Origin of the sequence: Cystobacter fuscus DSM 2262, assembly GCF_000335475.2 — a bacterium.
GTDB lineage: Bacteria > Myxococcota > Myxococcia > Myxococcales > Myxococcaceae > Cystobacter > Cystobacter fuscus.
Window position 1 is genome coordinate 373217 of record NZ_ANAH02000004.1, and the last position, 24601, is coordinate 397817.

Here is a 24601-nt window from a genome sequence, read left to right on the forward strand (position 1 = left end):
GCAGGGGTCCGAGTTCCCCCTGGTCAGGCGGTCTCCGAGCGGCCAGGGGTCCACACTCCTGTCTGGAAGAAGGAGGGGTCCACCAAGGAGTGCGTGCACCCGGGGGCGGGCTGGGGTAATGCCGACCCTCATGACGCGAACCCGGGAGATGGATGGACGGCTGTCGGCCCGGGTGGAAGACCCGGCCGCGGCAGAAGCCGGGAGTCACGCGAAGGAGCTCCCTTGGAGTTGAGTCCCCCCCGTGGCCCCCGACCCTACCGCGACGCCTCTCTTAGTACGCATCAGGTCTCCGAGACCAGGGCCAACCCGACGGATTCTGTCGCGTCGACCATGCCGATGTTGAACGATTCTTCCGCGCTCGCCTTCTGCCGCGAGGTGCTGCCGGCGGTGTCGCGCACCTTCGCGCTCAACATCCCCGTGCTGCCCGCGCCGCTGGATACGGCGGTGCTGGTGGCCTACCTGCTGTGCCGGATCGCCGACACGCTGGAGGACGAGGTGCAGGGGCCGGCCAGCGCGGTGCTGCTCGCCCAGCTGGCGCGCCTGAGCACGCTGCCCGAGGGGTGGCGGGAGGACGCCCGGCGCTTCACCCAGGAGGCCGCGCGGGTGCTGCGCGCCCAGGCGCCCGCGGCCGAGGTGCGGCTGGTGGAGGGCACGGGCCAGGTGTTGGAGGCGCTCGGGGAGCACGCGGCGCCGGTGCGCGAGCACGTGGCCACGTGCCTGCGGCTGATGACGGAGGGCATGGGGCGCATGGGCAGCAAGGGCCGCGCCTCGGGCGGGGGCCTGGGCCTCGACTCGCTCGAGGAGACCCTGGAGTACTGCTACTACGTGGCGGGCACGGTGGGGGAGATGCTCACCCGGCTCTTCGAGTGGTACTCGCCCGAGGTGGCCCGGCGCGCGCGCACGCTCGAGCCGCGCTCGGTGGCGTTCGGCAACGCGCTGCAGCTCACCAACATCCTCAAGGACGTGCGCGAGGACCTGGAGCGGGGCTTCTGCTGGCTGCCCCGGACGGTGCTCGCCGAGCACGGCCTGACGCCCGAGGCCCTCTTGGAGCCGGGCAACCGCGGCGCGGCGCTCGAGGCCCATGGCCGGCTGGTGGCGGTGGCCCACCGGGAGCTGCGCCAGGCCTTCGAGTACGTGATGGGCCTGCCCCGCGAGGAGCACGGCATCCGCCTCTTCTGCCTGTGGCCGCTGTTCCTCGCGGTGATGACGCTGCGCAAGCTGTACGGCAATGGCCGGGTACTCGAGCCCGGGCCGGTGAAGGTGTCGCGGCGCACGGTGAAGTGGGTGGTGGCCGCGACGAAGCTGCTGGTCGCCCGGGACGGGGCGCTCAAGCTCATGTTCGCCGCGCTCACCGCCCCGCTGCCCGCCTGAGCCCGGGCCTCACCCCGTCCGGACGCGGAACACCACGGTGAGGTTGTGGCTGGGCATCTGGATGACGCGCTCGCGCTCGAGGCCGTGCCGCCGCGCCTCGGCGGTGACGGCGCCCAGCTCGCGCACGCCCCAGGCGGGGTCGCGCTCGCGCAGCGAGGCGTCGAAGGCGAGGTTGCTCGGCGCCGGGGGCTCTCCCTCGACGAAGTACGCGCCGTAGAGCACGAGCGGCCCGCCCGGAGCGAGCACCCGCCCCGCGCCCCGCAGGAGCCCCTGGCAGGCCTCCCACGGGGAGATGTGCACCAGGTTGATGGCCACGAGCGCGTCCGCGCGCTGCACCGGCCAGGGCTCGGCCAGCACGTCCAGCGCGAGCGGGGCGCGCAGGTTGGGCGGGCCCTCCTCCTGGCGCCAGGCCTCGATGCTCGCGAGCGCGGTGGGGTCCACGTCGGTGGGCTGCCAGGTGAGCCCGGGAAGGGCGCGCGCGAAGAAGACGGCGTGCTGGCCGGTGCCGCTCGCCAGCTCCAGCACGGTGCCCTGGGCGGGCAGCACCTCGCGCAGCACGGACAGCAGGGGCTCCCGGTTGCGCTCGGCGGAAGGGGCGTGGCGCTTCATGGGGCGCTGGAGCCGGGGCCCGGCGCGGCGGCGGGCGGGGCCGCCTGGGCGGCCGGGGAAGGCAGCAGCCACGAGGACACCGCGCCTCCGTCCCAGCGCAGGGCGACGATCATCGCCGCGAGCCCCAGCAGCACCACCAGCACCAGCAGGGCCAGCTTCAGCCCCCGCCCGGAGTTCGCGGTCGCGATGGAATGGGTGCCCGAGGACAGCAGGAGCTCCTCCTCGGTCTTCGGCGCGTGGGAGCGCGGGGGGAGGGAGGGGAGGGTCTGGAAGGGGAGGGTGGGGTATTCCGACGAGTCCTCGTTCGGCTCGATGGCGGGACGTGGGGGCGGGGAGGGACGGCGGTGGGGCTGGGTGGTGTCCTCCGTGTCCCCGTCGGGGGACGGCGCGGTGACGGAGGCGCGCGTGGCCGCGTCCGGAGTGGAGGTGCGCAGGGCGCGCGTGGGCTGGGAGCGGGAGGAGGAGGCCTCGGAGGAGGCGGGGCGGCTCTCGGCGGGGGCGCGGGAAGCAGGGGCCTCGGGCGGCGAGGCGGGGCGGCTCTCGGCGGAGGAGGCGGCGCGGTTCTCGGAAGTCGTGGAGCGCCGGGGCCGGACGAGGGCCGTCTTCTCCGGCGCCTGCTTCTCCTCGGGGGCGGGAGGGGGCTCCACGCGGCCCGGCGCGCGCGGCCGGGGGGGTGGAGGCAGCACGGGCCGTGAGCGATCCACGGAGGCCCGCGCGGGTGTGCGGGGAGTGGGGGTGGCGGCGCGGGGCTCACCCCCGGCGACGGGAGCCGCCGGAGGAGGCACCAGGGGCGAGTAGGGGACGATGTCCGTGTTGGCCGACGAGGGCCCGCGGGAGGCCTGCGGGGGAGTGGGGGTGACCATGGGCAGGCGGGGCGCCGGCGTGGAAGGGGCCCCCTCCTTCGCCGCGTCCTTCGCCCCTTCACGGGGATCGGCCGGGGGCAGTGGCAGCTTCAGCTCGCCCGTGGACGTCCGGGCGCCCGCGAGCACCTGCCGCGTCTGCTCGCGCCGCTCGGCGAAGAGCCGCCGCAGGAGCGCCCCGCTCTGCTCGGGCAGCCAGATGAGGCCGCTCACGGCGCGCTCCAGCTCGCGCGCGAACTCCAGCGTCGTCGCGTGGCGATCCTCGCGCTGGCGCGAGAGGGCCTTGAGCACGATGGCGTCCAGCTCGGGGGGCACGGCCTTGTTGGCGCGAGAGGGCTCGGGGATGGGGCCGCGCAGCACCGCGTTCATCACCGCCGCGGGCGCCTTGCCCGGAAACAGCCGCGCCCCCGTGAGACACTCGTGCAGCACCACGCCCAGGCTGAACAGATCGCTGCGCGCGTCCAGCGGCTGGCCGAGGATCTGCTCCGGCGACATGTAGCCGCTCGTCCCCTTCACCATGCCCACCTGGGTGCGGCTCACCTCCATCAGGCTCTTGGCGATGCCGAAGTCGAGCAGCTTGGTGACGCCCTCGTACGTCACCATGATGTTCTTCTCGGCCACGTCCCGGTGGATGACGGGCGAGGGCTCGCCCAGCGCGTCCGTGAAGGTGTGCGCGTAGTGCAGCGCCAGCGCCGTGTCGCGCACCGCCGCGAGCCCCAGCCCCATGGGCATGGGCTCCTTGGCCGCCAGGCACGCGCGCGCCACTTCCAGCAGCGTCGCCCCCGGCACGAACTCCATGGCCAGGAACAGCTCGCCTCCGGCCACGTCCAGATCGAACACCTGCGCGATGTTCGGGTGGTTGAAGGCCGCGGTGACGCGCGCCTCGTCCAGGAACATCTGGACGAATTCCTCCTGGCCCTGGATGTCCGGGAGGATCTTCTTGAGCACCACCGGCTTGTGGAACCCCGCCAGGCCACGCCTGGAGGCGAGGAAGATTTCCGCCATGCCTCCCGTGGACAGGCGGCAGAGCACCTCGTAGTTGCCCATCTGCCGGCCGCGCACATCGTCCTGCGCGGAGGGAAGCATCGAACCAGCCATTCGAGGAAACCAAGCTTATAGGACCCGCCGCCCCAGGCGGAAGCCATCCCCGTGTTTTTCGCGTGAGAGCGTAACCGGAGTGCCTTCCATTGAAACCTTGAAGGCTCGTTTTCCGAGTTTCGATGGATCGAAAACACCGGTTTTTCTCGTTTCTTGAGACTCCCGGGGATGGCGGGGAAGAGTTGGCGAGGTGGCAGAAGGCGCTCGCCCTGCGCACGAAGGGGGAGGAGCGCAAGCCCCGCCCGAAGAACGAGTCAACTGTCGTCCGGTGAGCACCTGCGGGGGGGGCGACGGGTGCTCGACGATTGGAGGGCCCGGCGACATCCGGTGAGGCTGCACAAGCCGGGGAGTGTGTCCACATTGGCGGAATTCCGAAGGTGGAGTTCCCCATGGCGACGAAAAAGGTGGCGGAGCTCGTGCGTGCCCGAGACAGCGTCCTGGGCTATCGCATGGGTCCGGGGTTGGTGGCGGTGGCGTCCGTGGAAGGTGAACGTTCTCCGGCGGGGCGGTTGGTGCAACTGTCACCGGAGCATTTGACGGTGTGCCTGCAGAAGCCCACGGCGCTCAAGCCGGGGCAGCGGGCCAACGTGGTGTTGGGCGTGGGAGGGGAAGCAACGGCCCTGAGGGCCGAGGTGATGAAGATCCATCGGCCGGCGCCCAAGGCGCTGCCGGAGTTGAGCCTGCGCTTCGTGGCGCCGCAGCTCGCACAGGGCCGCCACATCGTCTCCATGCTGGAGGGCTGGCGCGACAAGGGCCACCTGGAGCTGCCGCGCGCGAGCCCCATCTGGAAGGAGCGGATCGTGCGCGCGGATCGCATCGGCCGCATCTTCGAGGCGCTCACGGCGCGGCGCTGCCGGGGCCGGGCGCGCTCGGAGCACGGGGACGTGGAGCTGTCCGCGGCGCTCTTCGACAAGTACGACGCCCGGGTGGCCTGGGAGGTGCGTGGGGGCGTGCTGCCGCCCGGCCCCTTCCTGCTGGAGGTGTATGGCTTCAGCTCCGTGCTGCGCTTCCAGGTGGACGAGGCGCTGCACGAGGACGGGCTGTGGAGCGTGAAGCTGCCCTCGGAGTTGGTGCGCTACCGCCACCGCCGGCTGCGCCGTGCTCCGGCGTGGGGCGGCTGCGTGGCGCGCTTCGCCCATCCGCTCTGGCCCCAGGTGCGCGTGGAGCGCGAGCTGATGGACATCAGCTACGAGGGCCTGTCCTTCGCCACCGAGCCGGGGGAGGACCTGCTCTACCCGGGGCTCGTGCTGAGCGAGATGGAGGTGGAGCTGCCGGGCCGCGCGCCGGTGTACGTCAAGGCGGAGGTGCGCAACATCAGCGGCACCAGCGCCGGCCGCCGCTGCGGCATGAAGGTGGAGCCCGTGGGCGACGCGACGGCCTGGCGCATGCTCGTGGAGGAGCTGAGCCATCCGAACACGCGCGTGTCCGGGCAGTGGGATCAGGGCACGTGGGATCTCTACGAGCGCTCGGGCTACTTCCGGCTGTCGGGCAAGACGCCCGCGGACTTCGAGCGCATGAAGGCCGAGTACCGTGACGCCCACGAGCGCCTGGAGCAGGCGCCCCGGCTGGGCTACCGCGTGGTGCGGCCCGTGCCCCAGAGCGACACGGTGGAGGCGAGCCTGTCCTGGCTCAAGCCGTACTCGGGCAGCTGGATGGCGCACCACCTGGCGCGGCACCTGCCCGCGGGCGAGCGCTGCCGCGGCACGGCGCGCGAGGCCCTGCGCGACATCTACCTGCGCGGCTTCGAGCCGGCGCAGACGGATCCGGACATCAAGTGGTTCCTCGCGTACTGCGAGGCGAACGTGCGCTGGGTGCGCTTCACGGCGCTCGACTTCGCCGAGTGGTACCAGCACACGGGCCAGGCGTGCGTGCTCAACTTCCACCTGATGGAGGCGGACGCGCGCCGCGAGTGGGTGATGCCCGAGGGCTTCAGCCTGGGCGAGCCCACGGCCGAGGAGAAGCAGGCGCTGTTCGCGCGGCTCGAGCGCACGCGTCCGGTGGCCTACCGCGAGGCGTTGGATCTGGTGCCCGAGCGCTTCGATCTGGCGGGGCTCAAGCAGCAGTGGAGCGGGGCGAAGCTGGGCCGCGAGCGCCACGTGCTGGTGGCGCGCAAGGACGGCCGCGCGGTGGCGGTGGGCGTCATGGAGGCGGCGCACGCGGGGCTCAACCTGTTCCACGTGCTCAACGGGCTGCGCATCATCCCGCTGGTGGACGCGTCCCTGCCCGAGGCGCAGCAGGCGATGCTGGCGCTGCTGGCCGGCGCCGCGGAGTGGTACCGGGCGCGTGGTCTGGACGTGTTCATCCACTACGTGGAGGAGGAGCACCGGGACTACCTCGGCGAGGCGAAGCTCACGGACCTGGGCGAGGGACGCATCTGGATCCTCTCCGCGCAGCTGCTGCCGGACTTCATCGAGCACCTGTGCGAGGCGACGACGCCCCGGGGAGGCGAGTGAGGCAGCGCTCCCCGGGGGTGGGCCCTCAGGGGGAGTAGGACTCGGTGGAGGCGGAGTCGTGGTTGCTCACGCCTCCCACCGCGAGCACCGTGCCATCGCCCAGGAGCGTGGCGGTGTGGCCGTAGCGGTCCACGTTCAGGGGGACCGTGTCGCTCCAGGTGCCGCTGACGGGATCGAAGAGTTCCGCGGCGGTGAGGATGCCCGTGGAGGGGTGGTAGCCGCCCGCCACGAGCACCTCGCCGCCGGGCAGGAGCGTGGCCGAGTGCGCGCGGCGGGGCGTGCGCACCGGGCCCGTGGTCGTCCAGGTGTCCGTGGTGGAGTCGTACAGCTCGGCGCTCGCGGCGGACGGGACGCCGGAGCCGAGGCCGCCCACCACGAGCACCCGGCCATCGGTGAGCCGCGTGGCGGTATGCACGCCGTGGCCCACCCGGGTGGCGCTCACGGGCGAGAAGCTCCCCGTGGCGGGGTCGAACACCTCGGCCGAGGCCAGGGGGTTGCCCGAGCCGTCCATGCCGCCGACCACGAGCACCCGGCCGTCGGGCAGGAGCGTCGCCGTGTGCCGCATGCGCGCCGTGCCCAGCGTGCCCGTGAGCGACCAGGTGTCGTGGGCGGGGTCGTACAGCTCGCTGGAGCCCAGCAGCTCGTCACCGTCCTCGGAGGTGGCGCCGCCCACCACGAGCACCCGGCCATCGGGCAGGAGCGTGGCCGTGGGGTGGTAGCGCAACTTGTGGAGAAGTCCCGCCGCCCTCCACTCGCCGAGCGCCGGGACATACAGCTCGGCGTGGGCGCGGGTGGAGCCGCCCACGAGCAGCACCCGGCCATCGGCCAGCCGGGTCATGGCGTGGCCGCGATGCGCGGTGAGGGTGCTTCCGGTGGCCGACCAGGTCGCGCCGAGGGGCTCGTACACCTCCGCCGTGCGGTTGAAGCCTCCGGCCACCAGCACCCGGCCATCCGCGAGGAGGGCCGCGGTGTGCATCAGCCGGGGCAGGAGCAGGTCGCCGCGGCGCACCCACGCCGTGTCCGGGGGAGGCGAGCACCGCGGGCTCATGTCCGAGGAGGCGGCGTTGTTGCCCTCGTCGCACTCCAGCTCGCGGCCCGCCCCCGGAGTGCCGTCGTCATCGGCCACGGCCCAGAGCCGGGCGCTCGGGTCTGGAGCGGTGGCGAGCTTCAACGTGGCGCTCGCCTCGCCCGCCGGGGGCAGGGACTGGGGCAGCGTGGCGACTCCCAGCAACTGGCCACCCGAGGCGGGAGCTCCCTGGTAGAAGGCCACCCTCAGCCCGGCCGAGGCCGCCGCGTCCCCCGTGTTGCGCACGCGGGCCTGGAGCGTCAGCGCCCAGGTGGTGGCGTCACACGTGGCGGTGAGCTCCGAAATCCTCACATCGGGCGCCGCGAAGGCGGACGTGCCGGGGCTGCCCTGGCTGTTGGAACGAAAGGAATTGAAGCCGCTCAACCAGGCGGTGGCGGGGTGGGTGGGCAGGGTGCCATCCTCGTTCACGTGGGTGATGGAGTAGGCGTGCTGGTTCCAGACGCGCCGGGTGTTCACCCACCCGTCCTTCCTGTCCCGGTACAAGCGCAGGCCCGCGAACGGGCCGAAGCCACAGGTGGTGTTCTGCGCCACGAGCAGCTCGGCGTTGTGGTCTCCATCCACGTCGGCGACGATGGGCTGCTCGTAGGCGGTGCAGGAGCTGTGGGGCACCTCGAAGCGCACCGCGCCGGTGGTGCCGTCGTAGATGCGCAGCCGCACCTCGTCCGCGTAGATGATCTCCGAGCGCCCATCCCCCTCGAAGTCGAAGGTGGACGAGCCCGTGCGGTTGGAGCTGTGATCGCGCATGGTGCTCGTCCACTTCACCTGGCCGTCCGCCTCGAAGACGGTGTAGCGATCCGTGCCCGCGACGCCGATCTCCGGCTGGCCGTCCCCGTCGAAGTCCGCGATGTTGGGCGTGCCACCCACGCCGCCCCCCGGAATGGGCATGGTCCACAGGGACTGGCAGTGGTCATCCATCAACGTCACGAAGCCGCTCCACACCACCACCACCTCTCCCTGGGGATCGGCGTCGAAGTTGGCCACCGCCGCGAGCCCATGGCCGATGTCGGTGTTCACGCACCGCGGCTGCCCGTCGGACTGGTAGATGGCCCGGTCGTTGATCACCTCGAGCTGCCCGTCCTGATCGATGTCCACCGCGAAGGAGATCGGGCCGTTGGTGGTGCCGCCCGCGCCGTCGGTGCCCAACCACTTGAGCGCTCCCGTGTGATCGAAGACGGCATGGCCGTTGATGATCTCCACCTGCCCGTCTCCCTCGAGGTCCGCCAGCGACGGGCCCCCCCAGTTGTTGCCCGGCCCCCCCGTGCGGAACTTGAAGGTGCCGTCGTGCTCGAAGCACAAGAGGCCCCGGCTGTCCTGGGCCACGGCGCAGATCTCCACCCGCCCGTCCCCATCCAGGTCACCCGCCGCGATGCTCGACGCGCCGCGCACCCGGTGCTCCTGCGCCGTCACCGCCCACAACTCCCGGCCCGTGGCGCCATCCACCGCGCGCAGGATGCCATCGCTGATGTAGTTCTCTCCCGCGTAGGAGTTGAAGACGACGTCCGGAACGCCATCCCCGTTGGTGTCCACCACCACGGGCGCCATCATCACGTTGGTGTGCGAGGGCATGACGTCACTGCCCGTCCAGGCCCACTCCAGCTCGGGCTCGAAGACAGGGGGCACGGGGGGCCTCGCCTCACAGCTTCCCGCGAGCAGTCCGCTCTGGGCACCGGGTGCTCTCTCGCCACTCGAGGCCTTCTGCCCGCAGCCGGCCAACGCCAACACCATCAGGCTCCCGCGGACACACCCGCGGACGATCCTCTTCTTGTCCATGGCTCTCCCCCGTGCACGGCATGGCCGGCCTCGGTCGTGCCCACCTGCGCCGACTTCAGCCGACAACACTCAATACTAAAGATGTACAACCCGGATAATTTGGAAACTCATGCTGTGGGAAAAGACTCAACTTGGGCAGGGGTGCGATCGAGCGCTTCGTCCTGAACCCTCCACATGTGAGCCTTTTCGGAGCGGGTTTTGTTGGACGGACAGCGCCTGAAGCAGCAGGGTGTTGCCTTGGATTCTCGTGGAGAAGGGTGATGCCCTCGATGATCCTCGTGCTGTGTGTCGCGGCGGTACTGGGCGGTGCGCCGGGCGGAGGGGGCTCCCCTTCCGCCGACGAGCGTGTCCAGGAACTGCTCCAGACGATGCACGACGTGGAGGTCTCGCTCGAGCCGCTGCCCCGGCCCGGGGAGTCGCCCGGGGACGCGGAGGACCACTGCCCGGTCGGAGCGGACGTGAAGATCTCCCTGCGCGAGCCCTGGCGTCGGGGCGTGTCCTGCTGGCTGCCGGCGAGGGACGAGGACACGCGGCGCACGCTGTGCGAGGCCGTGACGCGGGGCGCGCCTGGCAGCGGGCTCGTGAGCAGGTGCCTGGGCCGCCGGGCCCCCGTATGCAGCCGGACGCCCCTGGACTGCGCCCCCCGCCATGTGAAGCGGATGCCTTCCGAGCTGGCGTCGCTGGCCGGGCTCCATGCGCGGCTGCCGCCCCACGCGCTTCCGCCCGCCGAGGTGATGGCGTTGAAGGCCCTGGCCTTCCGGGCCTCGGGCAGGCTGGCCTGGCGTCGGCCTCCCCCGGGCGCGCCCTCGGCCCTCATGCACGTGGGGCGCGACAGCCCCTTCGGCTTCCTGCTGAGCAACGGCCGCCGCTACCGCTTCCAGGACGATCCCCGCTACGAGACCGCTCCCCTGTGGGTGCTCGACGTGACGTCGCTCGTGGGACGGCCCGCGCACGCCTTCCTCTCCTATACGCGGCAGGAGGAGCCGGAGGGGAGCCGGGGAGACGTCTGGCTGCGCATCCTGGAGTTCGACGAGGCGGCGGGCGCGCGTCAGCTCGCGGTGAAGAAGGTGGGGATGTGGTTTGGCGCCGGGAAGGAGCGGCGCCGGCGGATCCATGGCTCTCCGTGCGCGTTCATGGGGTGCTCGCGCCGCCGGGGCCTCGCGGGCGAGGCCTGGCTCGTGCCGGTGATGGCCGCGTCCGGCCAGCTCGAGCTGCGCCTGCCCCGGGGAATGTCCTGGCTCGGGGAGGGACGCGCGCGGACGGGCTGGCGGGGTGACGAGGGATTGAAGGCGCTGCGCGGCGAGGTGGGCGCGTGGTGCTGGACGGGCGAGGAGTTGAGCCGCTGCCCACGGTAGGATGAGCGGCCCGTGCCGAAGACGACTCCTCCCGCCGTGACGCTGCCCGCCGAGGAGGCGCGCGCGTTCCTCGTCAGCCACCTCGCCCTCGCCGCGCCCGTGCATCCCCCGGGGGCCGAGGGCGTGCGCGCGCTCTTGCGCCACTTGCGCCACATCCAGTTGGATCCCCTCGACGTCATCGGCACCAACGCGGACCTGGTGGCGCTCGCGCGGGTGGACGGCCTCGTGCGGGGGGACGTGTACCGCCACCTCTACCCGGGCCATGCCTTCGAGCATTGGGCGAAGGAGCGCTGCCTGCTGCCCGCGTATGCTTTTCCCCACTACCGCGAGCGCTCCCTGGAGGCGCCGTGGTGGAGGCACACCACGCGGCTCGAGCGGCTGCCCGCGTCCGTGCTGGGCTCCGTGCTGGAGGAACTGGAGGCGCATGGCCCGCTGACGGCCGCGGAGCTCACCGACCACGGCGCGGTGGAGCCCCTCGACTGGAGTGGGTGGAAGGGAACGGCGAAGGCCTCCACCATGGCGCTCGAGGTGCTGTGGACGCGCTGTGACATCGTCGTGTGCGGCCGGACTCCCGGGGGCAAGCGCTACGACGTGCCGCACCGGGCCCTGCCGGAGGTGGCGCGGGCGTCGCCGGGGTACACCACGGAGGAGGGCTTCCTGCGCTGGGCGCTCGGCGAGCGCGTGGAGGCGGCGGGCCTCTTGTCGCGCGCGGCGGGGGCGCACTGGTCCATGCTGTCCCCGGTGAGAGGCTCGGCCTTGCCGGAGACGCTGGTGCGCGAGGGCGTGCTGGAAGAGGTGGTGTTGCCTGGAGCACCGCGGCGCTACCTGGCTCCGGCGGGCTTCCGCTCCCGGCCGGTGACGGCGCCGGACGAGCGGATGCGGATAGTGGGCCCGTTGGATCCGCTGCTGTGGGACCGGGCACTGGTGAAGCAGCTCTTCGGCTTCGAGTACGTCTGGGAGGTGTACAAACCCGGGGAGCAGCGGCGGTGGGGCTGGTACGTGTGCCCGCTGCTTCACCGTGGACAACTTGTGGGCAGGTTGGAAGCGCGCGTGAAGGAGGACGTGCTGTATGTGGAGAAGTTGTGGAGGGAGAAGGGCGTGAAGCTGGACGACGCGGCGCTCGACGAGGCCCTGGCGCGGCATGCCCGGGCGTGCGGCGCGCGGAAGATCCGCCGGCCCCGGGCGCGGGTCGGGTGACGGTGGCAATGATTGACAGTCCCGGGTGTCAGACAATTCGCGGGGGTTGAGGTGTCGGGAAGAGTCCTTTGACATTCCCCCGGGTAGCTCCCGCGTGCTCCTTGGGTCCGCCCCGTTCGTCCACCTCCCGCGGCCTGAAGGGAGGGGACCTCGTGAAACGCGACTCCCCGGCGTTAGGGTGTCTTCGCCTGACCCCGGGAGGTACGGACATGAAGATGACGTGGACGTGGCGCTCGCTCGCCAACACGGCTCTGGTTGTGATTGCGCTGGGATTGTTTCTTGTGCAGGGAGAGCCGGCGCTCGCGGCCGGATGGAATTGCCAGAACAACCGCATTCCGGTGGCGCTCGCGCCAGATCTGCCCAGGAATCAGCAGGTGTTCGCACGTCTGTGCTTGCCAGAGGGCCCCCGCCCCGCCACGGTGCAGCTGCTCGTGCACGGCGCCACGTATACCCATCTGTATTGGGATTTCCCGGACCCCACCGGTGGCACCCGGCGCTACTCCTACGTGAACGCGGCGCTGGAGGCGGGCTTCGCCACCCTGGCCATGGATCGCATTGGCAGCGGAGCGAGCTCCCACCCTCCGGGCGAGCTCGTCACCATCGAGGCCAACGCGTACGTCGTCCATCAGGTGGTCCAGGCGCTGCGCGCGGGCAGGGTGTGGGGACCCAGGGGCGCGCTCGGCTTCGAGAAGGTGGTGCTCGTCGGCCACTCCTACGGCTCCTTCACCTCCTGGTATGAGGCGACCGACTACCAGGATGTCGATGCCGTCATCCTCAGTGGCGCGAGCCATACCCCCGTGCCCTCTGGTATCGAGAATTTCGAAAGGTCCCTGCATCCCGTCGAGGCGGATCCGATCCTCTCTGGCAGAGGCTATGATTCGACGTACCTGACCACCATGCCCGGCACGCGCGAGGCCGTGTTCTATCTCCCGAGCCGGGCCGACCCCGCGGTGATTGCCCTCGACGAGCGGACCAAGAGCACGGTGACGCTCGCCGAATTGTCCGCCGTGCCCGCCATCTTCGCGCGCCCGCTGGACATCCGCGTCCCGGTGTTGCTCGTCAATGGCACCGAGGACAGGATCTTCTGTGGTCCCACTCCCAGCGGCATCTGCTCGGATGCTCGGACATTGATCGCCGCCGAGACGCCCCGGCTCGGTCCACGGGTGCCGTGTGTCGAGGCGCGGGTGTTGCCCGGAGAGGGTCATATGCTCAACCTCATTCCAGACGCGCCCCGGTGGTTCGCCGTGGCCCAGGAGTGGGCCACGCGGATCGTGGGAGCGGATCCGGGCCCCGCGCCCGGCTGCGCGCCGTGAAATCCCCGCTCAATCGCTCTTCACGGGCAGCGCGGAGGTGAGGGCGGCCGCGCGCCGCGTGTTCGATTCGATCTCGACCTGGCAGAGCGCCTGCTGTGCCTGGAGTTGATAGACGAACGCGCGGCCCCGGCCGATGCTGATGCCCATCAGTGCGCCGAGCAGGGCGCCCACGAAGGTGAGCACCGTGTTGCTCGGGGAGTTGTTCGACGCGACGCCCAGGGCCACGGCGCCCACGATGAGCCCCGTGACGCCGGAGGTGAAAACGATGCGCGAGGCCCGGCGATAGAGCGCCTCGGCATGCTGGGCGATGATCTTCGGATCGTACTGCACGGCCATTCTGTCTCCTTTGAACAGTACGGCCGTCATAGGGAATCCGTCCCGTTCTGGCCATGCCCCCAATGGGGTACAGCTAGGGGCCTCGGATTGAACAGCACCCTTTGAGGAGCCATGCACTCCAGTCCACGCGAATTGCAGCAGTTGCTCGCCGAAGCCAGGAACCTGGAGCTGGGCAGTCCCCAGCAGTTACAACTGCTCGAAACCCTCCGGGCCCGTTGTCCAACATTCGTGCCCGCCCTGCTGCTGGAAAGCCGGGCTCAGCTCTGGGGTCCGGACGACGCGGAGCGGACGGAAGCCGTCTTCGAGCAGGTCGAGCGGATGCTTCATGATGCCGTCGAGGCTTCTGGCAGGTCCCCCGAATCTCTCATGGGACTGGCTCGGTTCATGAGCGTCGTGCGTGCTTCGCCCGAGACCGCGGAAGCGCTCTACCGAGAAGCCTCCACGCGGGCGTTGGAGATGCTGGAAGAATCCTGGTCGGGGCTCATCGAGGCGCTCGGTGAGCAGGAAAAGACAGAGGAGGCCACGCTCATCTCCGAGCGTGCCCGCCAGATGTTTCCTGGCTCCAAACAGCTCGCCGAGGCTCGCGCCTTCGCGAAGGTTGGCCCTCGGTCCACCTGACGCGAGCGGACGTGTTGTGGCAGGGTTGTCGGTGCCATGACCCCCCATCTTCTGTTCCTGCCCGGTGCCAGTGGTGCCGCGTCCTTCTGGCATCCGCTCGGCGCGCTGCTGCCGGCGAGCTGGCGTAAGACCTACCTGAACTGGCCAGGCCTCGGCCACGAGCCGCATGAGCCTGTCATCCAGAAGCTCGATGACGCGGTTGCCCATGCCGCCAGCGGGCTGGAAGAGCCGAGCGTGGTCGTGGCCCAATCCATGGGCGGCCTTGTCGCCGTGCGGCTGGCGCTCGCCCATCCAGAGCGGATCAGCCATCTGGTCCTGGTGGCCACCTCCGGCGGCATCGATGTCACGAGCCTGGGTGGCAGTGATTGGCGGAGTGCCTACCGCGCGGAGTATCCAAGGGCGGCGGACTGGATCCTGTCCGAGCGGACGGATCTCACCGCGGAACTCCACCAGATCTCCATCCCGACGTTGCTCCTCTGGGGCGATGCCGATCCGATCAGCCCCGTGGGGGTCGGTCGCCGTCTCGAGCAATTGCTGCCCAGGGCTCGGATGCGGGTGCTCGCTGGTGGAGACCACATGTTCGCCCGAGACCGCGCCGCCGAGATCGTGGCGTGGGTCACGGCGCATCTCCACACCTGATGTCGCCCCGCGCCGTGCCTTCATTCCTTCTTCGTCGCCGAAGGCCCGAGTTCGCCGAGCCCCTGAGACAAGAGACGCGCTTCTGATGGGGTAGGCAAACCGGTCCTCGCGACTTGACTGTGCCGTCAAGGACCGGCTCCCCAATCCCTTACCCCATACCCCGAGCCGTCTTCACGAGTGGCTTTCACCGCTCGTCACATCCGTACTGCTCTGTACTGCCCCGACCCGCCCAACCCCGTACTGCCCCGACCCGCCCAACCCCGTACCGCCCCGTACTGCCCCGACCCGCCCAACCCCGTACCGCCCCGTATTGCCCCGACCCGCCCAACCCCGTACCGCCCTGTACTGCCCCGACCCGCCCAACCCCATACCGCCCCGACCCGCCCAACCCCGTACCGCCCTGTACTGCCCCGACCCGCCCAACCCCGTACTGCCCCGACCCGCCCAAACCCCGTACCGCCCCGTACTGCCCCGACCCGCCCAACCCCGTACCGCCCCGTACTGCCCGACCTGCCCCGTACTTCGTGTCGACCCCTGTCGACCACGGGGAAGAGTCATAGCATTCGCCGTGCCGAGCCCTCGTGACGCTCGAAAGCCGAGTAATTTCAAGGGTATGGAGAAATGAGCGGGGGACGACTCCGGGACAATTGCGTGGACACCCTGTAAAAAACACACCTCCGTTCGTTCCGTCCCTTTCAGGTCGTGACGCGCGCGCTCGAGCGGGCCGAAGCCGCTGATGGATGGGGGAAGCGAACCCATGCCTGCTCATGGCGGTCCCGCGGTTCCTGGTCGCAATCACATAGCCAGTCGTCGATGAGAGCTGGATGGGTCCAGAGGCATCGCGGTGATTGTTGAATGAATGAATGTCTGGCACGAAGACCGAGACGCTCGGCACGGTGGCCACGTGCGTATGGCCTGACCCTCGGGTAAGTCCGGGAATGCCTGCTCGGTAGGGAGACTTGGAAGAGGAGGATCACTCCCCTTCGAGCGAGTGAGGAGCCAGGAGCACGAGAGCCGAGTGGGCCTGGGTTGATGCCGAGGGCACCGGTGCCACGGATGCCAGGGGAACCGCCTTTCGTGGAAGAGGGAAGGGGCGGACCCCGCCGCATGTTCCTCCGAGCCCCGCCCACGAGGGCTGCCCACGATTCTGGGGAAGAGAAGGAGCGAGCAGGTGCGTCACCCGGCCACCGTTTTCCAGGGGAGAGAGGCCAGCCAGCCCTGCTCTACTTCGGCCGGAGACTGTGCCATGATGCGCTCCCCAAGGTGATGGCCACTGTCACGTTTCATCCCCCTACCGATTACCCTCCAGTGAGGCCTCGAAGCGCTTGTCCATGTCCAGACGCCTGATTGCTAGCAGGTATAGCTTGGAGCACAACCTGGGAGGTGGTGGCATGGGGGCCATCTGGGTGGCTCTGGACTCGCAACTCCAGCGGCGGGTCGCGGTCAAGCTGATGGCCCCGCACTTCGTCGCCTCACCCTCGGCCCGCTACCAGTTCGAGCAGGAAGCGAAGGCCGTGGCCCGGCTGCACAATCCGCACGTGGTGCAGATCCACGATTATGGCGTCGATCAGGACCTGCCCTACATCGTGATGGAACTGCTCGAGGGAGAGGATCTCGAGACCCGCCTCGGCCGACAGGGTCGGCTCGCGTTGGCGGTGGTCTCCTCCCTGCTCAACCAGGTAGCCAAGGCCCTGGCCTCCGCGCATGCGGCGGGCATCATCCACCGGGATCTCAAGCCCGCCAACCTCTTCCTGGCCCGGGTCGACACCGAGGAAGTGGTGAAGGTGCTCGACTTCGGACTGGCGCGGCTGGGCACCAGCGGCCCGGTCGCGATGAAGCCGCCCCGGGAGGTGATGGGGACGCCGCGCTACATGAGCCCCGAGCAGCTGTTGGGGGGAGCCGGCATCGACCACCGCAGTGATCTCTGGTCGCTCGCGGTGGTGGCCTACCGGGCGCTCACCGGTTGTTTTCCCTTTCGCGATGAGGCCCCCGGCGCGCTCCTCTCCCGGGGGGCCCCCCTTGTCTCCGAGCCTCCCTCGAGCGTCCTGCCCGAGCTGGGCAAGGAGGTGGATGCCTTCTTCAAACGCGCCCTGGAAACGGATCCCACGCGCCGCTTCCAATCCGCCCGGGAGATGGCGGCGGCGTTCGCCGCGCTGGTGGATCAGCGCCGCTCCTCCCGGGCGGCGAAGATCCTGGTCATCGATGACGAGCCGGATGTGGAGCTGCTGATGAAGCAGCGCTTCCGCAAGCAGATCCGCGAGTCGCTCTACGAGTTCGTCTTCGCCTGCGATGGCGAGGACGCCCTGGAGAAGCTGCGCCAGCATCCCGACACGGATGTCGTGCTCTCCGACCTCAACATGCCGCGGATGGACGGGCTCACGTTCCTCTCGCGGGTGGGAGAGGTCAATCCGCTCGTCAAGGTCATCATCGTCTCCGCCTACAGCGACATGAACAACATCCGGGTGGCGATGAATCGCGGTGCGTTCGATTTCCTCGTCAAGCCCATCGACTTCCAGGATCTCGAGGCGACGATCAGCAAGACGATCCAGTACGTGAAGAAGTCCCGTCAGATGCTGCACTCCATGGAGGAGAACCTCCTGTTCCGGATGTTCGTCCACAGCGGCATCATCGATCGGGCGCTGCCCCTGCTGCGTGGCCCCGACGTGGTGTTGGGAGAGCGGGTGGAGGCGACGGTGGCCTTCATCGACGTGAAGGACTTCACGCAGGTCGCGCGCCAGGAGCAGCCCGACGCCGCCATCCGCAGGTTGAACGCCAACTTCGAGGTCATCGTCCCCGAGCTGCTCGCCCGGGGGGGCGTGGTGGACAAGTTCGTGGGCGACGCGGTGATGGCCGTGTTCCGCGACGCGGGGCACCTCGAGCGGGCGCTGGTGGCCTGCCTGGCGGCGCGCGACCAGCTGCGCACGATGGCCTCGCGCTATGGCGAACACTCCCCGTATGTCCATGGGGCCAGCATCGGTCTGGACTCGGGGGAGTTGCTCTCCGGCAGCATTGGCGCCAAGGGGCTGGGCCGGTTGGATTACACGGTGCTCGGGGACGTGGTGAACACCGCGGCGCGACTGGTCTCATCGGCCGACCGGGATCAGATCCTCATCCCAGACAGCCTTCGCCAGCAGGTGGAGGGCAGCTTCGAGTGCGTGGGGGCCGGCGAGAGAAGGCTGCCTGGAACGAAGGAGCCGGTGACCGTCTACGACGTGCGCCACTACAAGAAGAAGGAGAAGGAGGGGGTGTCCACCTCGGAGTCGACCGCTTCCGTCCTGATCGGTAATGACCAGCAGTTGCCTCCTTCGCGGGCCAGTGGTGGGGGGTAGCCGGTGAGCCGGGCGGGTTGAAGATTCGTCATCCCGTCATTCAGCTCCCGCGACCCTCAAGGGCAGACGGACGGGACCGTGCACGTGGATGGCCCGGCGCGGCTCCCAGGGTGTGTCGCTCGCGAGTTCGAAGTGTTTCACCCGCTCGAGGAACACGCCCAGGGCGATTCGCGCCTCCAGCCGTGACAACGGTGCCCCGATGCAGAAGTGGATGCCATGGCCAAACGCGAGGTGGGAGTTGGGATCTCGCGTGATGTCGAAGCGGTGGGCGTCGGGGAACTTCCGCGGGTCCCGGTTCGCCGAACCAATCATCGGCATCACCAGCTTGCCGGCGGGAATCACCTGGCCGTGCAGCGGCACGTCCCGCGTCGTCACGCGGAACATCGTCTGGACGGGCGAGCGGTAGCGCAGCACCTCCTCGATCGCCAGGGGCAACAGGCCCGGGTCCGCCCGGAGCCGGGCGAGCTGCTCCGGATGCTCGAGCAGGCAGAGCAGGGCGTTGCTGATCAGGTTCGTCGTCGTCTCGTGCCCCGCCGACAGCAGCAACTGGAAGAAGCCGAGGAGATCCTCCTCCGTCAGCCGCTCGCCATCCACCTCGGCCGCCACGAGCTGGGTGAGCAGATCCTCCCTCGGCTCCGCCCGCCGCTGGGCAATCAGCTCCGCGAGATACGCTTGCATCTCGTCCGTCACCTCGCGGAACTCCCGCCCCGCCCGCTCCGCCTCCGCTCCTCCCGCGAGGAAGTAGCTCAAGGCCATGATCACCTCACTCCAGTGCTTGAACCGTGGCAGATCCTCCTGGGGCGCGCCGAACATCTGGGTGATCACCCTCAGCGGCAGGGGGACCGCCAGCTCCTCGACGAGCTCCATGCTCCCCCGCTCGAGTGGCCCGTCCAGGAGCTGATGAGACCACTCCTGGATGCGCGGCTCGAGGTTGCCCACGGCGCGCGGGGTGAAGGCTCGCATGATGAGGGCACGCAGCTTCGTGTGGCGTGGCGCATCGGTGAAGACGAGCCAACGGGAAGTCTTGTTGTCCGGCGGTGACACGACCGAGCTGAAGGTCTCGTGCTCGTGGAGCGCGCGCTTGACGCCCTCGTGGTCGAAAATCATCCACACATCCGCGCTCGGCTCGTGAAGCACGGGAGAGACGTCGCGTGCCCGGTCATACGCGGGATAAGGGTCGCGGCGCATTTCATCGGACAGAAGGTTCATCATGGCGCACTCCTCCAGGGCTCGGCACTGGGGGAGAACGCTAGGCTTCGAGCCCCATGGAGCGCTTGAACGAATCGCGGATCGGAGCCCTCATCACCGACGCCTACGCGGTGCGCGCCTCCACCGGCGTGGCGTCGACGCTCCACGCGCAGCACGGCGCGGCGATCCTCATCGGACTGGACGCCCACGTGACCGTCATGGAACCGGGACGCGGGACGGTGAGTGGGCGCGTGGTGGTGGTGCCTCCCCATGTGCGGCACGCCACCTCGAGCCCCGGACCCACGCTCGCGCTTCTTTATGATCCCCAGGCGGCGCCGCACATCGCCGACTACTCACGCCTGCGTGGAGGGGCCTTCGCGCTCGAGTCCTACCTCGCGCGGCGGCTCGAGGACGTCTCGGCCTCGCATGGCGCGTGGCTGACGCGCGCGGAGGTGCTCGACGGCCTCGCTCGGGAGTCGGCGACGTGGCTCGCCCGGGAAATGCCCCGCCGCCGGCCCGATACCCGCGTGGCCCTTGTTCTCGAGGCCCTGAAGGATCCGTCCGCCGACCCGCGCCTCGTCCTCGCGCGCACGGGCCTGTCCCGGGCGCACCTCCGGGCGCTGTTCGTGCGTGAGGTGGGCATGCCCATGCGGACCTACCAACTCTGGCGCCGGCTGCTCGTCGCGCTGGGGGCCTTCGCGCGCCTGGACGCCACGAGCGCCGCCCACTTCGCGGGCTTCGCCGACCTCGCCCACTTCTCGCGCACCTGCCGCCGCATGCTGGGCTACTCGCCCACCACGCTGCGAGGGCAGCTCCTCCGGGAGGAGGGTGCCCGGCTCAACTCGCGCGGCGCTCCTCGCCCCGGCGGCGCACGGCCCGCCAGGTGAGCCACAGCCCGAAGAGCATCACGAGGGTGGCCGTCACGGTGAACAGGACGCCGATGCGGCTGGCACGGGGCCGGTCGTCGTGCCACATGCTGAAGCCGGGCGCTCCGGGTGTGCCCAGGAAGCGATCCACGGAGACGGTGGCGCTCCGGGCCTGCTTCTCCTGCTCCATCCAATGGGCGGCGATGGGGAAGTCGCCCCGCGTGGTGACGAGCATGGGCCGGTAGATGCTCTCGTCCACGCCCCGGGAGCTGCGGCGTCGATCAATGCGCGTGCCCTGCAACTCGCCGAGCTGGAAGGTGGTGGGCGCCTCGCGCGTGAGCCAGCCCACGCGGGTGTGGGTGCAGGGGCCGCCCCGCTCGCACTTCAGCTCGATGCGCGCCTTGGTGTCGAGGAAGCCCAGGCCGAAGACGAAGAAGGGCACCGAGAGCAGCAGGAAGCTGGCGCCCGCGATGAACAGGGAGCGTGAGGAGGTTTTCGGGGACGGGGTATCGCTCACGCTCCCCTCATAGACCTGTACCCGGGTCGGGGGCACGCGAGAAACGCGCGGACGGGCCCTGTTGACCGGTGCGCATCCGGGGGGCCCGAGTGTCCACCAGCCGGAGAGGATGGACCCCAGGGGGCTGCACCCGGGGGCGAGGTGATGCACGACAGGGACCCACGGGAGGTGGTGCGATGAAGGCGGTAGCGGTGTTCCTCAAGGACCGGAAGGTGAAGGTCATCGACGTGCCCGAGCCGCGGCTGGGCTCGCCCACCCAGGTGCGGGTGCGCACGCTGGAAGTGGGGGTGTGCGGCACGGACCGGGAGGTGGCGCGGGGCGAGCATGGCGCGGCCCCCAAGGGAGAGGACTACCTCATCGTCGGCCACGAGTGTCTGGGCGAGGTGGTGGAGGTGGGCGAGGCGGTGAAGGATTTGAAGCCCGGGGATCTGGTGGTGCCGCGGGTGCGCCGGCCCTGTCCGAGCGAGCAGTGCACGCCGTGCCGCGAGGGCCACACGGACTTCTGCGTGACGGGGGAGTACACGGAGCGGGGCATTCAGGGCGCGCACGGCTTCTGCGCGGAGTTCTTCGTGGAGGACGCGCGCTACCTGCACCGGGTGCCGCGCGAGCTGCGCGAGGTGGCGGTGCTCACCGAGCCGCTGACCATCGCGGAGAAGAGCCTGCGCCAGGTGAGGCTCATCCAGCAGCGGGTGCCCTTCAAGGGCGAGCGGGCCTCGCACGCGGTGGTGCTGGGCGCGGGGCCGGTGGGACTGCTCGGGGCCATGGCGCTCGTGCGCGCGGGCTACCAGACGACCATGTACTCGCACTCCCCCAAGCCCAACAGCAAGGCGGAGCTGAGCGAGGCGGTGGGCGTGCCCTACGTGTCCTCCGAGGAGCACCCCGTGAAGGAGCTGGTGAAGCAGCGGGGGAAGGCGGACGTGGTGTACGAGGCGGCGGGCGTGGCGAGCGCCGCCTTCGAGCTACTCGAGGGGCTCGCGCCCAACGGGGTGTTCGTCTTCACCGGCGTGCCCCCGAGCGAGACACAGAAGGTGGATGAGGGCGCGCTGATGAAGCGGGTGGTGCTCGACAACCAGGTGCTGCTCGGCACGGTGAACGCGGCGGCGGAGGATTTCGATGCGGCGCTCGAGGACCTGTTTCACTTCCAGAGCAGGTGGCGCGGGCCGCTCGAATCCCTCATCACCGCGCGCCATCCTCCCGAGGACTACGCCGAGGTGGTGGATGGTGACAAAAAGAGCGGCGTCAAGGACGTCATCGCCTTTTCCCGAGGGTGAGAAGCGGGTGACAATGCGTCCCTCGCCTCGCGGGGGCCCGGGGGATTAGGCTGTGCCGCGGGGGGGGGCTGTCTAACCACTCGAGGAGGAACGCATGCAAGGAGCCTGGCTGGACATCTCGATACCGTTCGCGGAGGAGCCGTCCGGGCAAGAAGGGGTCGCGCAGCGGGCCTCGCTGCCCGAGAACGCCGCGCAACAGGCCGAGTGGTTGAAGCGGGCCGCGTGGATGGGGACGTATGTGACGGCGCCTCCGAGTCTGGAATTGGACCTGGAGGACACCGAGCGGCTGCCCTTGAGCGCGACGGTGGGCAAGGCGCGCGTGCTGCACCTGGATGACGTGGACTGCATCCGGGCCGACTCGCTGGCCGAGTACGAGCCGCGCGAGGGAGAGCGGTTGCTCTTGCGCACGCGCAACTCCTCGCGCGAGTGGTGGAAGCGGCCGCACGGCGAGGACTTCGTGATGCTGTCGGACGCGGCGGCGGGGCTGCTCGTGGAGCGGCGCGTGGCGTGCGTGGGCGTGGACTACGTGTCGCGCGCGGGCTTCCACGCGGAGGGCCTCGGCGTGCACCAGCGTCTGCGCGAGGCCGGGATGTGGCTCATCGAGGGATTGGACCTGAGCGAGGTGAAGGTGGGCGTGCACGAGTTGGTGTGTCTGCCCTTGAAGGTGAAGGCCGAGTGGGGCTCGCCCGCGCGGGCGCTCGTGCGCACGCTCCGGGACTCGGCTCTCGGGTAGCCGGCTGCCCGGCGCGCTGGAGGGTCGGCGTGCGGACATCTGGAGGATTCCCAGTGCATCCGTGAGTACTTCGGGCTGGCGGGTGCCGGGGTCCACTCCCTACTTCCAGGTGGAGCGAGGGAGAGGCCCATGAACGGGGAGAAGACAGCGCGACCACCCGCCATCGAGGACCATGGCGTGATTGGAGATCTGCGCACGGTGGCGCTGGTGGCGACCGACGGCACGCTGGACTGGTTGTGCTTTCCGCACTTCGACAGCCCGACCGTCTTCGCCGCGCTGTTGGACGCGGACAAGGGAGGCCACTTCCGCATCCAGCCGGAGGCCCAATCAGGCCAGCCGGAGGTGGTGCACAAGCAGTTCTACTGGCCGGACACCAATGTGCTGGTGACTCGCTTCTACAGCGAGAACGGCGTGGGCGAGCTCGTGGACTTCATGCCCCTGGGCACCCAGGAGTCGGTGCGCATGGTGGTGCGGCGCATCCGCGTGGTGCGCGGGGAGATGACCTTTCGCATGGAGTGTCTGCCCGCCTTCAACTACGCGCGGGACGAGCACTCGGTGCGGATGCTCGACCACGGGGTGAGCTTCCTGTCCCCCTCGCTCAGCCTGACGCTCGCCACGAAGGCGAAGCTGGAGACGGACGGCAAGCGCGTCACCTCGCGCTTCACCCTGCGCGAGGGCCAGTCCATGGTGTTCGTCCTGACCGAGGGCGCGCCCCAATCCTGCGCCCGGCAGGCCATGGGGCACGAGTCCGCCGAGGGGTTGTTCCGCGACACGGTGATCTACTGGCGGCACTGGCTGTCGCAGTGCACCTACCGGGGGCGCTGGCGCGAGACGGTGTACCGCTCGGCGCTCGCGCTCAAGTTGATGACGTTCGAGCCCTCGGGGGCCATCGTGGCCGCGCCCACGTGCAGTCTGCCGGAGTCCCCCGGCGGCGGGCGCAACTGGGACTACCGTTTCGTGTGGATCCGCGACGCGGCCTTCACGGTGTACGCGCTGTTGCGCATCGGGTTCTCGGACGAGGCGGGCGCGTTCATGCGCTGGTTGGAGCAGCGCATCGCGGAGCTGGGCGACGACGAGCCGCTCCCGCTCATGTTCGCGCTGGATGGCAGCAAGGTGCCCCAGGAGGAGGAGCTGTCGCACCTGGCGGGCTATCGCGACTCCCGCCCGGTGCGCATCGGCAACGAGGCGGCGCACAACCATCTGCAGCTCGACATCTACGGCGAGCTGATGGACGGCGTGTACCTGTACAACAAGCACGGGGCGCCCATCAGCTATGACTTCTGGAGCCACCTGCGCCGGCTGATGAACTGGCTGTGTGACAACTGGCGGCGCAAGGACGAGAGCATCTGGGAGGTGCGCTCGGGGCGGCAGCACTTCGTGTACTCGAAGATGATGTGCTGGGTGGCGTTGGATCGGGCCATCCGCCTGGCCAGCAAACGCAGCTTCCCCTCGGACCTCGCCCGGTGGATCCACGAGCGTGACGCCATGTTCGAGGAGATCATGGATCAGGGCTGGTGCCAGGAGCGGGGCACCTTCGTGCAGTACTACGGCGCCAAGGCCCTGGACGCGTCCGTGCTGCTGATGCCGCTGGTCTTCTTCCTGTCACCGGTGGACCCGCGCATGCTCTCCACCGTGGAGCTCATCCGCAAGCCGCCCAAGCAGGGGGGCCTCACGTCGGACGGGCTCGTGTTCCGCTACGACTCGGAGGCCAGCCAGGACGGGCTCACGGGCGGAGAGGGCACGTTCAACCTGTGCACCTTCTGGCTCGTGGAGGCGATGACGCGCGCGAGTGTCACCCGGCCGGACCTGCTGGACGAGGCCCGGCTCCTCTTCGAGCGGATGCTCGGCTACGCCAGCCACCTGGGCCTGTTCGCCGAGCAGACGGGACCGGCGGGCGAGGCCCTCGGCAACTTCCCCCAGGCCCTCACCCACCTGTCGCTCATCAGCGCCGCGTACAACCTGGACCGGGCGCTCGGCGCGGGCGACTGAGC

18 protein-coding genes are annotated in these 24601 nt (G+C 69.9%); 12 read left to right on the forward strand and 6 right to left on the reverse strand.

Annotated features, from left to right (window positions below; translation table 11 throughout):
• Positions 1-330: 330 nt before the first annotated feature.
• Positions 331-1371: a phytoene/squalene synthase family protein gene (locus D187_RS06215; RefSeq protein WP_063724949.1), complete on the forward strand. Its 1041-nt coding sequence runs from the start codon at positions 331-333 to the stop codon at positions 1369-1371.
• A gap of 9 nt (positions 1372-1380) precedes the next feature.
• Here the strand turns inward: D187_RS06215 and D187_RS06220 are convergent, their stop codons facing one another.
• On the reverse strand, positions 1381-1980 hold the full coding sequence (locus tag D187_RS06220) for a DUF938 domain-containing protein (protein WP_002630990.1): 600 nt from the start codon (positions 1978-1980) through the stop codon (positions 1381-1383).
• On the reverse strand, positions 1977-3938 hold the full coding sequence (locus D187_RS57485) for a serine/threonine protein kinase (protein ID WP_081713584.1): 1962 nt from the start codon (positions 3936-3938) through the stop codon (positions 1977-1979). The genes D187_RS06220 and D187_RS57485 overlap by 4 nt, the downstream gene beginning before the upstream one ends.
• A gap of 389 nt (positions 3939-4327) precedes the next feature.
• On the opposite strand from D187_RS57485, the gene D187_RS06230 reads away from it, so the two are divergent.
• Positions 4328-6391 carry a hypothetical protein gene (locus tag D187_RS06230; protein WP_043428544.1) on the forward strand — a complete coding sequence of 688 codons (2064 nt, stop codon included), beginning with the start codon at positions 4328-4330 and terminating at the stop codon, positions 6389-6391.
• Positions 6392-6416: 25 nt separating this feature from the next.
• On the opposite strand, the gene D187_RS49505 is transcribed toward D187_RS06230, so the two are convergent.
• Positions 6417-9248 carry an FG-GAP-like repeat-containing protein gene (locus D187_RS49505; RefSeq protein WP_002630994.1) on the reverse strand — a complete coding sequence of 944 codons (2832 nt, stop codon included), beginning with the start codon at positions 9246-9248 and terminating at the stop codon, positions 6417-6419.
• Positions 9249-9508: 260 nt separating this feature from the next.
• On the opposite strand from D187_RS49505, the gene D187_RS06240 reads away from it, so the two are divergent.
• The 3 genes from D187_RS06240 to D187_RS06250 all read left to right on the forward strand — a co-directional run bounded on the left by D187_RS06240 (position 9509) and on the right by D187_RS06250 (position 13113).
• Positions 9509-10603 (forward strand): hypothetical protein, encoded by a 1095-nt coding sequence (locus D187_RS06240; protein WP_002630996.1) that lies wholly within the window; start codon positions 9509-9511, stop codon positions 10601-10603.
• 12 nt (positions 10604-10615) lie between these two features.
• A complete protein-coding gene (locus D187_RS06245; RefSeq protein ID WP_002630997.1) occupies positions 10616-11800 on the forward strand; it encodes a winged helix-turn-helix domain-containing protein in 1185 nt (394 codons plus the stop codon).
• A 209-nt stretch (positions 11801-12009) separates the two neighbouring features.
• On the forward strand, positions 12010-13113 hold the full coding sequence (locus tag D187_RS06250; RefSeq protein ID WP_002630998.1) for an alpha/beta hydrolase: 1104 nt from the start codon (positions 12010-12012) through the stop codon (positions 13111-13113).
• A gap of 9 nt (positions 13114-13122) precedes the next feature.
• Here D187_RS06250 and D187_RS06255 read toward each other — a convergent pair whose 3' ends face one another.
• The gene (locus D187_RS06255) at positions 13123-13449 is read right to left on the reverse strand and encodes a hypothetical protein (RefSeq protein WP_002630999.1); all 327 of its coding nucleotides are present in this window, start codon (positions 13447-13449) and stop codon (positions 13123-13125) included.
• Positions 13450-13560: 111 nt separating this feature from the next.
• On the opposite strand from D187_RS06255, the gene D187_RS06260 reads away from it, so the two are divergent.
• The 3 genes from D187_RS06260 to D187_RS06270 all read left to right on the forward strand — a co-directional run bounded on the left by D187_RS06260 (position 13561) and on the right by D187_RS06270 (position 18035).
• Positions 13561-14067 carry a hypothetical protein gene (locus tag D187_RS06260; RefSeq protein WP_002631000.1) on the forward strand — a complete coding sequence of 169 codons (507 nt, stop codon included), beginning with the start codon at positions 13561-13563 and terminating at the stop codon, positions 14065-14067.
• A 36-nt stretch (positions 14068-14103) separates the two neighbouring features.
• A complete protein-coding gene (locus tag D187_RS06265; RefSeq protein WP_002631001.1) occupies positions 14104-14706 on the forward strand; it encodes an alpha/beta fold hydrolase in 603 nt (200 codons plus the stop codon).
• Positions 14707-16037: 1331 nt separating this feature from the next.
• The gene (locus tag D187_RS06270) at positions 16038-18035 is read left to right on the forward strand and encodes a protein kinase domain-containing protein (RefSeq protein WP_076606095.1); all 1998 of its coding nucleotides are present in this window, start codon (positions 16038-16040) and stop codon (positions 18033-18035) included.
• Between the two features lie 36 nt (positions 18036-18071).
• Here the strand turns inward: D187_RS06270 and D187_RS06275 are convergent, their stop codons facing one another.
• The gene (locus D187_RS06275) at positions 18072-19247 is read right to left on the reverse strand and encodes a cytochrome P450 (RefSeq protein WP_002631004.1); all 1176 of its coding nucleotides are present in this window, start codon (positions 19245-19247) and stop codon (positions 18072-18074) included.
• A 53-nt stretch (positions 19248-19300) separates the two neighbouring features.
• Here D187_RS06275 and D187_RS06280 point away from each other — a divergent pair, with 53 nt between their 5' ends.
• Positions 19301-20110: an AraC family transcriptional regulator gene (locus D187_RS06280; protein ID WP_002631005.1), complete on the forward strand. Its 810-nt coding sequence runs from the start codon at positions 19301-19303 to the stop codon at positions 20108-20110.
• Here the strand turns inward: D187_RS06280 and D187_RS06285 are convergent.
• Positions 20061-20606, reverse strand: a complete 546-nt coding sequence (locus D187_RS06285) for a hypothetical protein (RefSeq protein ID WP_002631006.1) — start codon at positions 20604-20606, stop codon at positions 20061-20063. The genes D187_RS06280 and D187_RS06285 overlap by 50 nt on opposite strands.
• 176 nt (positions 20607-20782) lie before the next feature.
• On the opposite strand from D187_RS06285, the gene D187_RS06290 reads away from it, so the two are divergent.
• From D187_RS06290 to D187_RS06300, 3 genes are all read left to right on the forward strand, one after another.
• Complete coding sequence (locus D187_RS06290) at positions 20783-21877, forward strand: glucose 1-dehydrogenase (protein WP_002631007.1); 1095 nt, start codon at positions 20783-20785, stop codon at positions 21875-21877.
• Between the two features lie 94 nt (positions 21878-21971).
• On the forward strand, positions 21972-22610 hold the full coding sequence (locus tag D187_RS06295; protein WP_002631008.1) for a cyclase family protein: 639 nt from the start codon (positions 21972-21974) through the stop codon (positions 22608-22610).
• Between the two features lie 129 nt (positions 22611-22739).
• Positions 22740-24599 carry a glycoside hydrolase family 15 protein gene (locus tag D187_RS06300; protein WP_002631009.1) on the forward strand — a complete coding sequence of 620 codons (1860 nt, stop codon included), beginning with the start codon at positions 22740-22742 and terminating at the stop codon, positions 24597-24599.
• Positions 24600-24601: the final 2 nt, after the last annotated feature.

Coding starts and splice junctions, on each gene's coding strand:
- D187_RS06215 (WP_063724949.1), top strand. CDS start 331: ATGCCGATGTTGAACGATTCTTCCGCGCTCGCCTTCTGCCGCGAGGTG.
- D187_RS06220 (WP_002630990.1), bottom strand. CDS start 1,980: ATGAAGCGCCACGCCCCTTCCGCCGAGCGCAACCGGGAGCCCCTGCTG.
- D187_RS57485 (WP_081713584.1), bottom strand. CDS start 3,938: ATGGCTGGTTCGATGCTTCCCTCCGCGCAGGACGATGTGCGCGGCCGG.
- D187_RS06230 (WP_043428544.1), top strand. CDS start 4,328: ATGGCGACGAAAAAGGTGGCGGAGCTCGTGCGTGCCCGAGACAGCGTC.
- D187_RS49505 (WP_002630994.1), bottom strand. CDS start 9,248: ATGGACAAGAAGAGGATCGTCCGCGGGTGTGTCCGCGGGAGCCTGATG.
- D187_RS06240 (WP_002630996.1), top strand. CDS start 9,509: ATGCCCTCGATGATCCTCGTGCTGTGTGTCGCGGCGGTACTGGGCGGT.
- D187_RS06250 (WP_002630998.1), top strand. CDS start 12,010: ATGAAGATGACGTGGACGTGGCGCTCGCTCGCCAACACGGCTCTGGTT.
- D187_RS06255 (WP_002630999.1), bottom strand. CDS start 13,449: ATGGCCGTGCAGTACGATCCGAAGATCATCGCCCAGCATGCCGAGGCG.
- D187_RS06260 (WP_002631000.1), top strand. CDS start 13,561: ATGCACTCCAGTCCACGCGAATTGCAGCAGTTGCTCGCCGAAGCCAGG.
- D187_RS06265 (WP_002631001.1), top strand. CDS start 14,104: ATGACCCCCCATCTTCTGTTCCTGCCCGGTGCCAGTGGTGCCGCGTCC.
- D187_RS06270 (WP_076606095.1), top strand. CDS start 16,038: ATGTCCAGACGCCTGATTGCTAGCAGGTATAGCTTGGAGCACAACCTG.
- D187_RS06275 (WP_002631004.1), bottom strand. CDS start 19,247: ATGATGAACCTTCTGTCCGATGAAATGCGCCGCGACCCTTATCCCGCG.
- D187_RS06280 (WP_002631005.1), top strand. CDS start 19,301: ATGGAGCGCTTGAACGAATCGCGGATCGGAGCCCTCATCACCGACGCC.
- D187_RS06290 (WP_002631007.1), top strand. CDS start 20,783: ATGAAGGCGGTAGCGGTGTTCCTCAAGGACCGGAAGGTGAAGGTCATC.
- D187_RS06295 (WP_002631008.1), top strand. CDS start 21,972: ATGCAAGGAGCCTGGCTGGACATCTCGATACCGTTCGCGGAGGAGCCG.
- D187_RS06300 (WP_002631009.1), top strand. CDS start 22,740: ATGAACGGGGAGAAGACAGCGCGACCACCCGCCATCGAGGACCATGGC.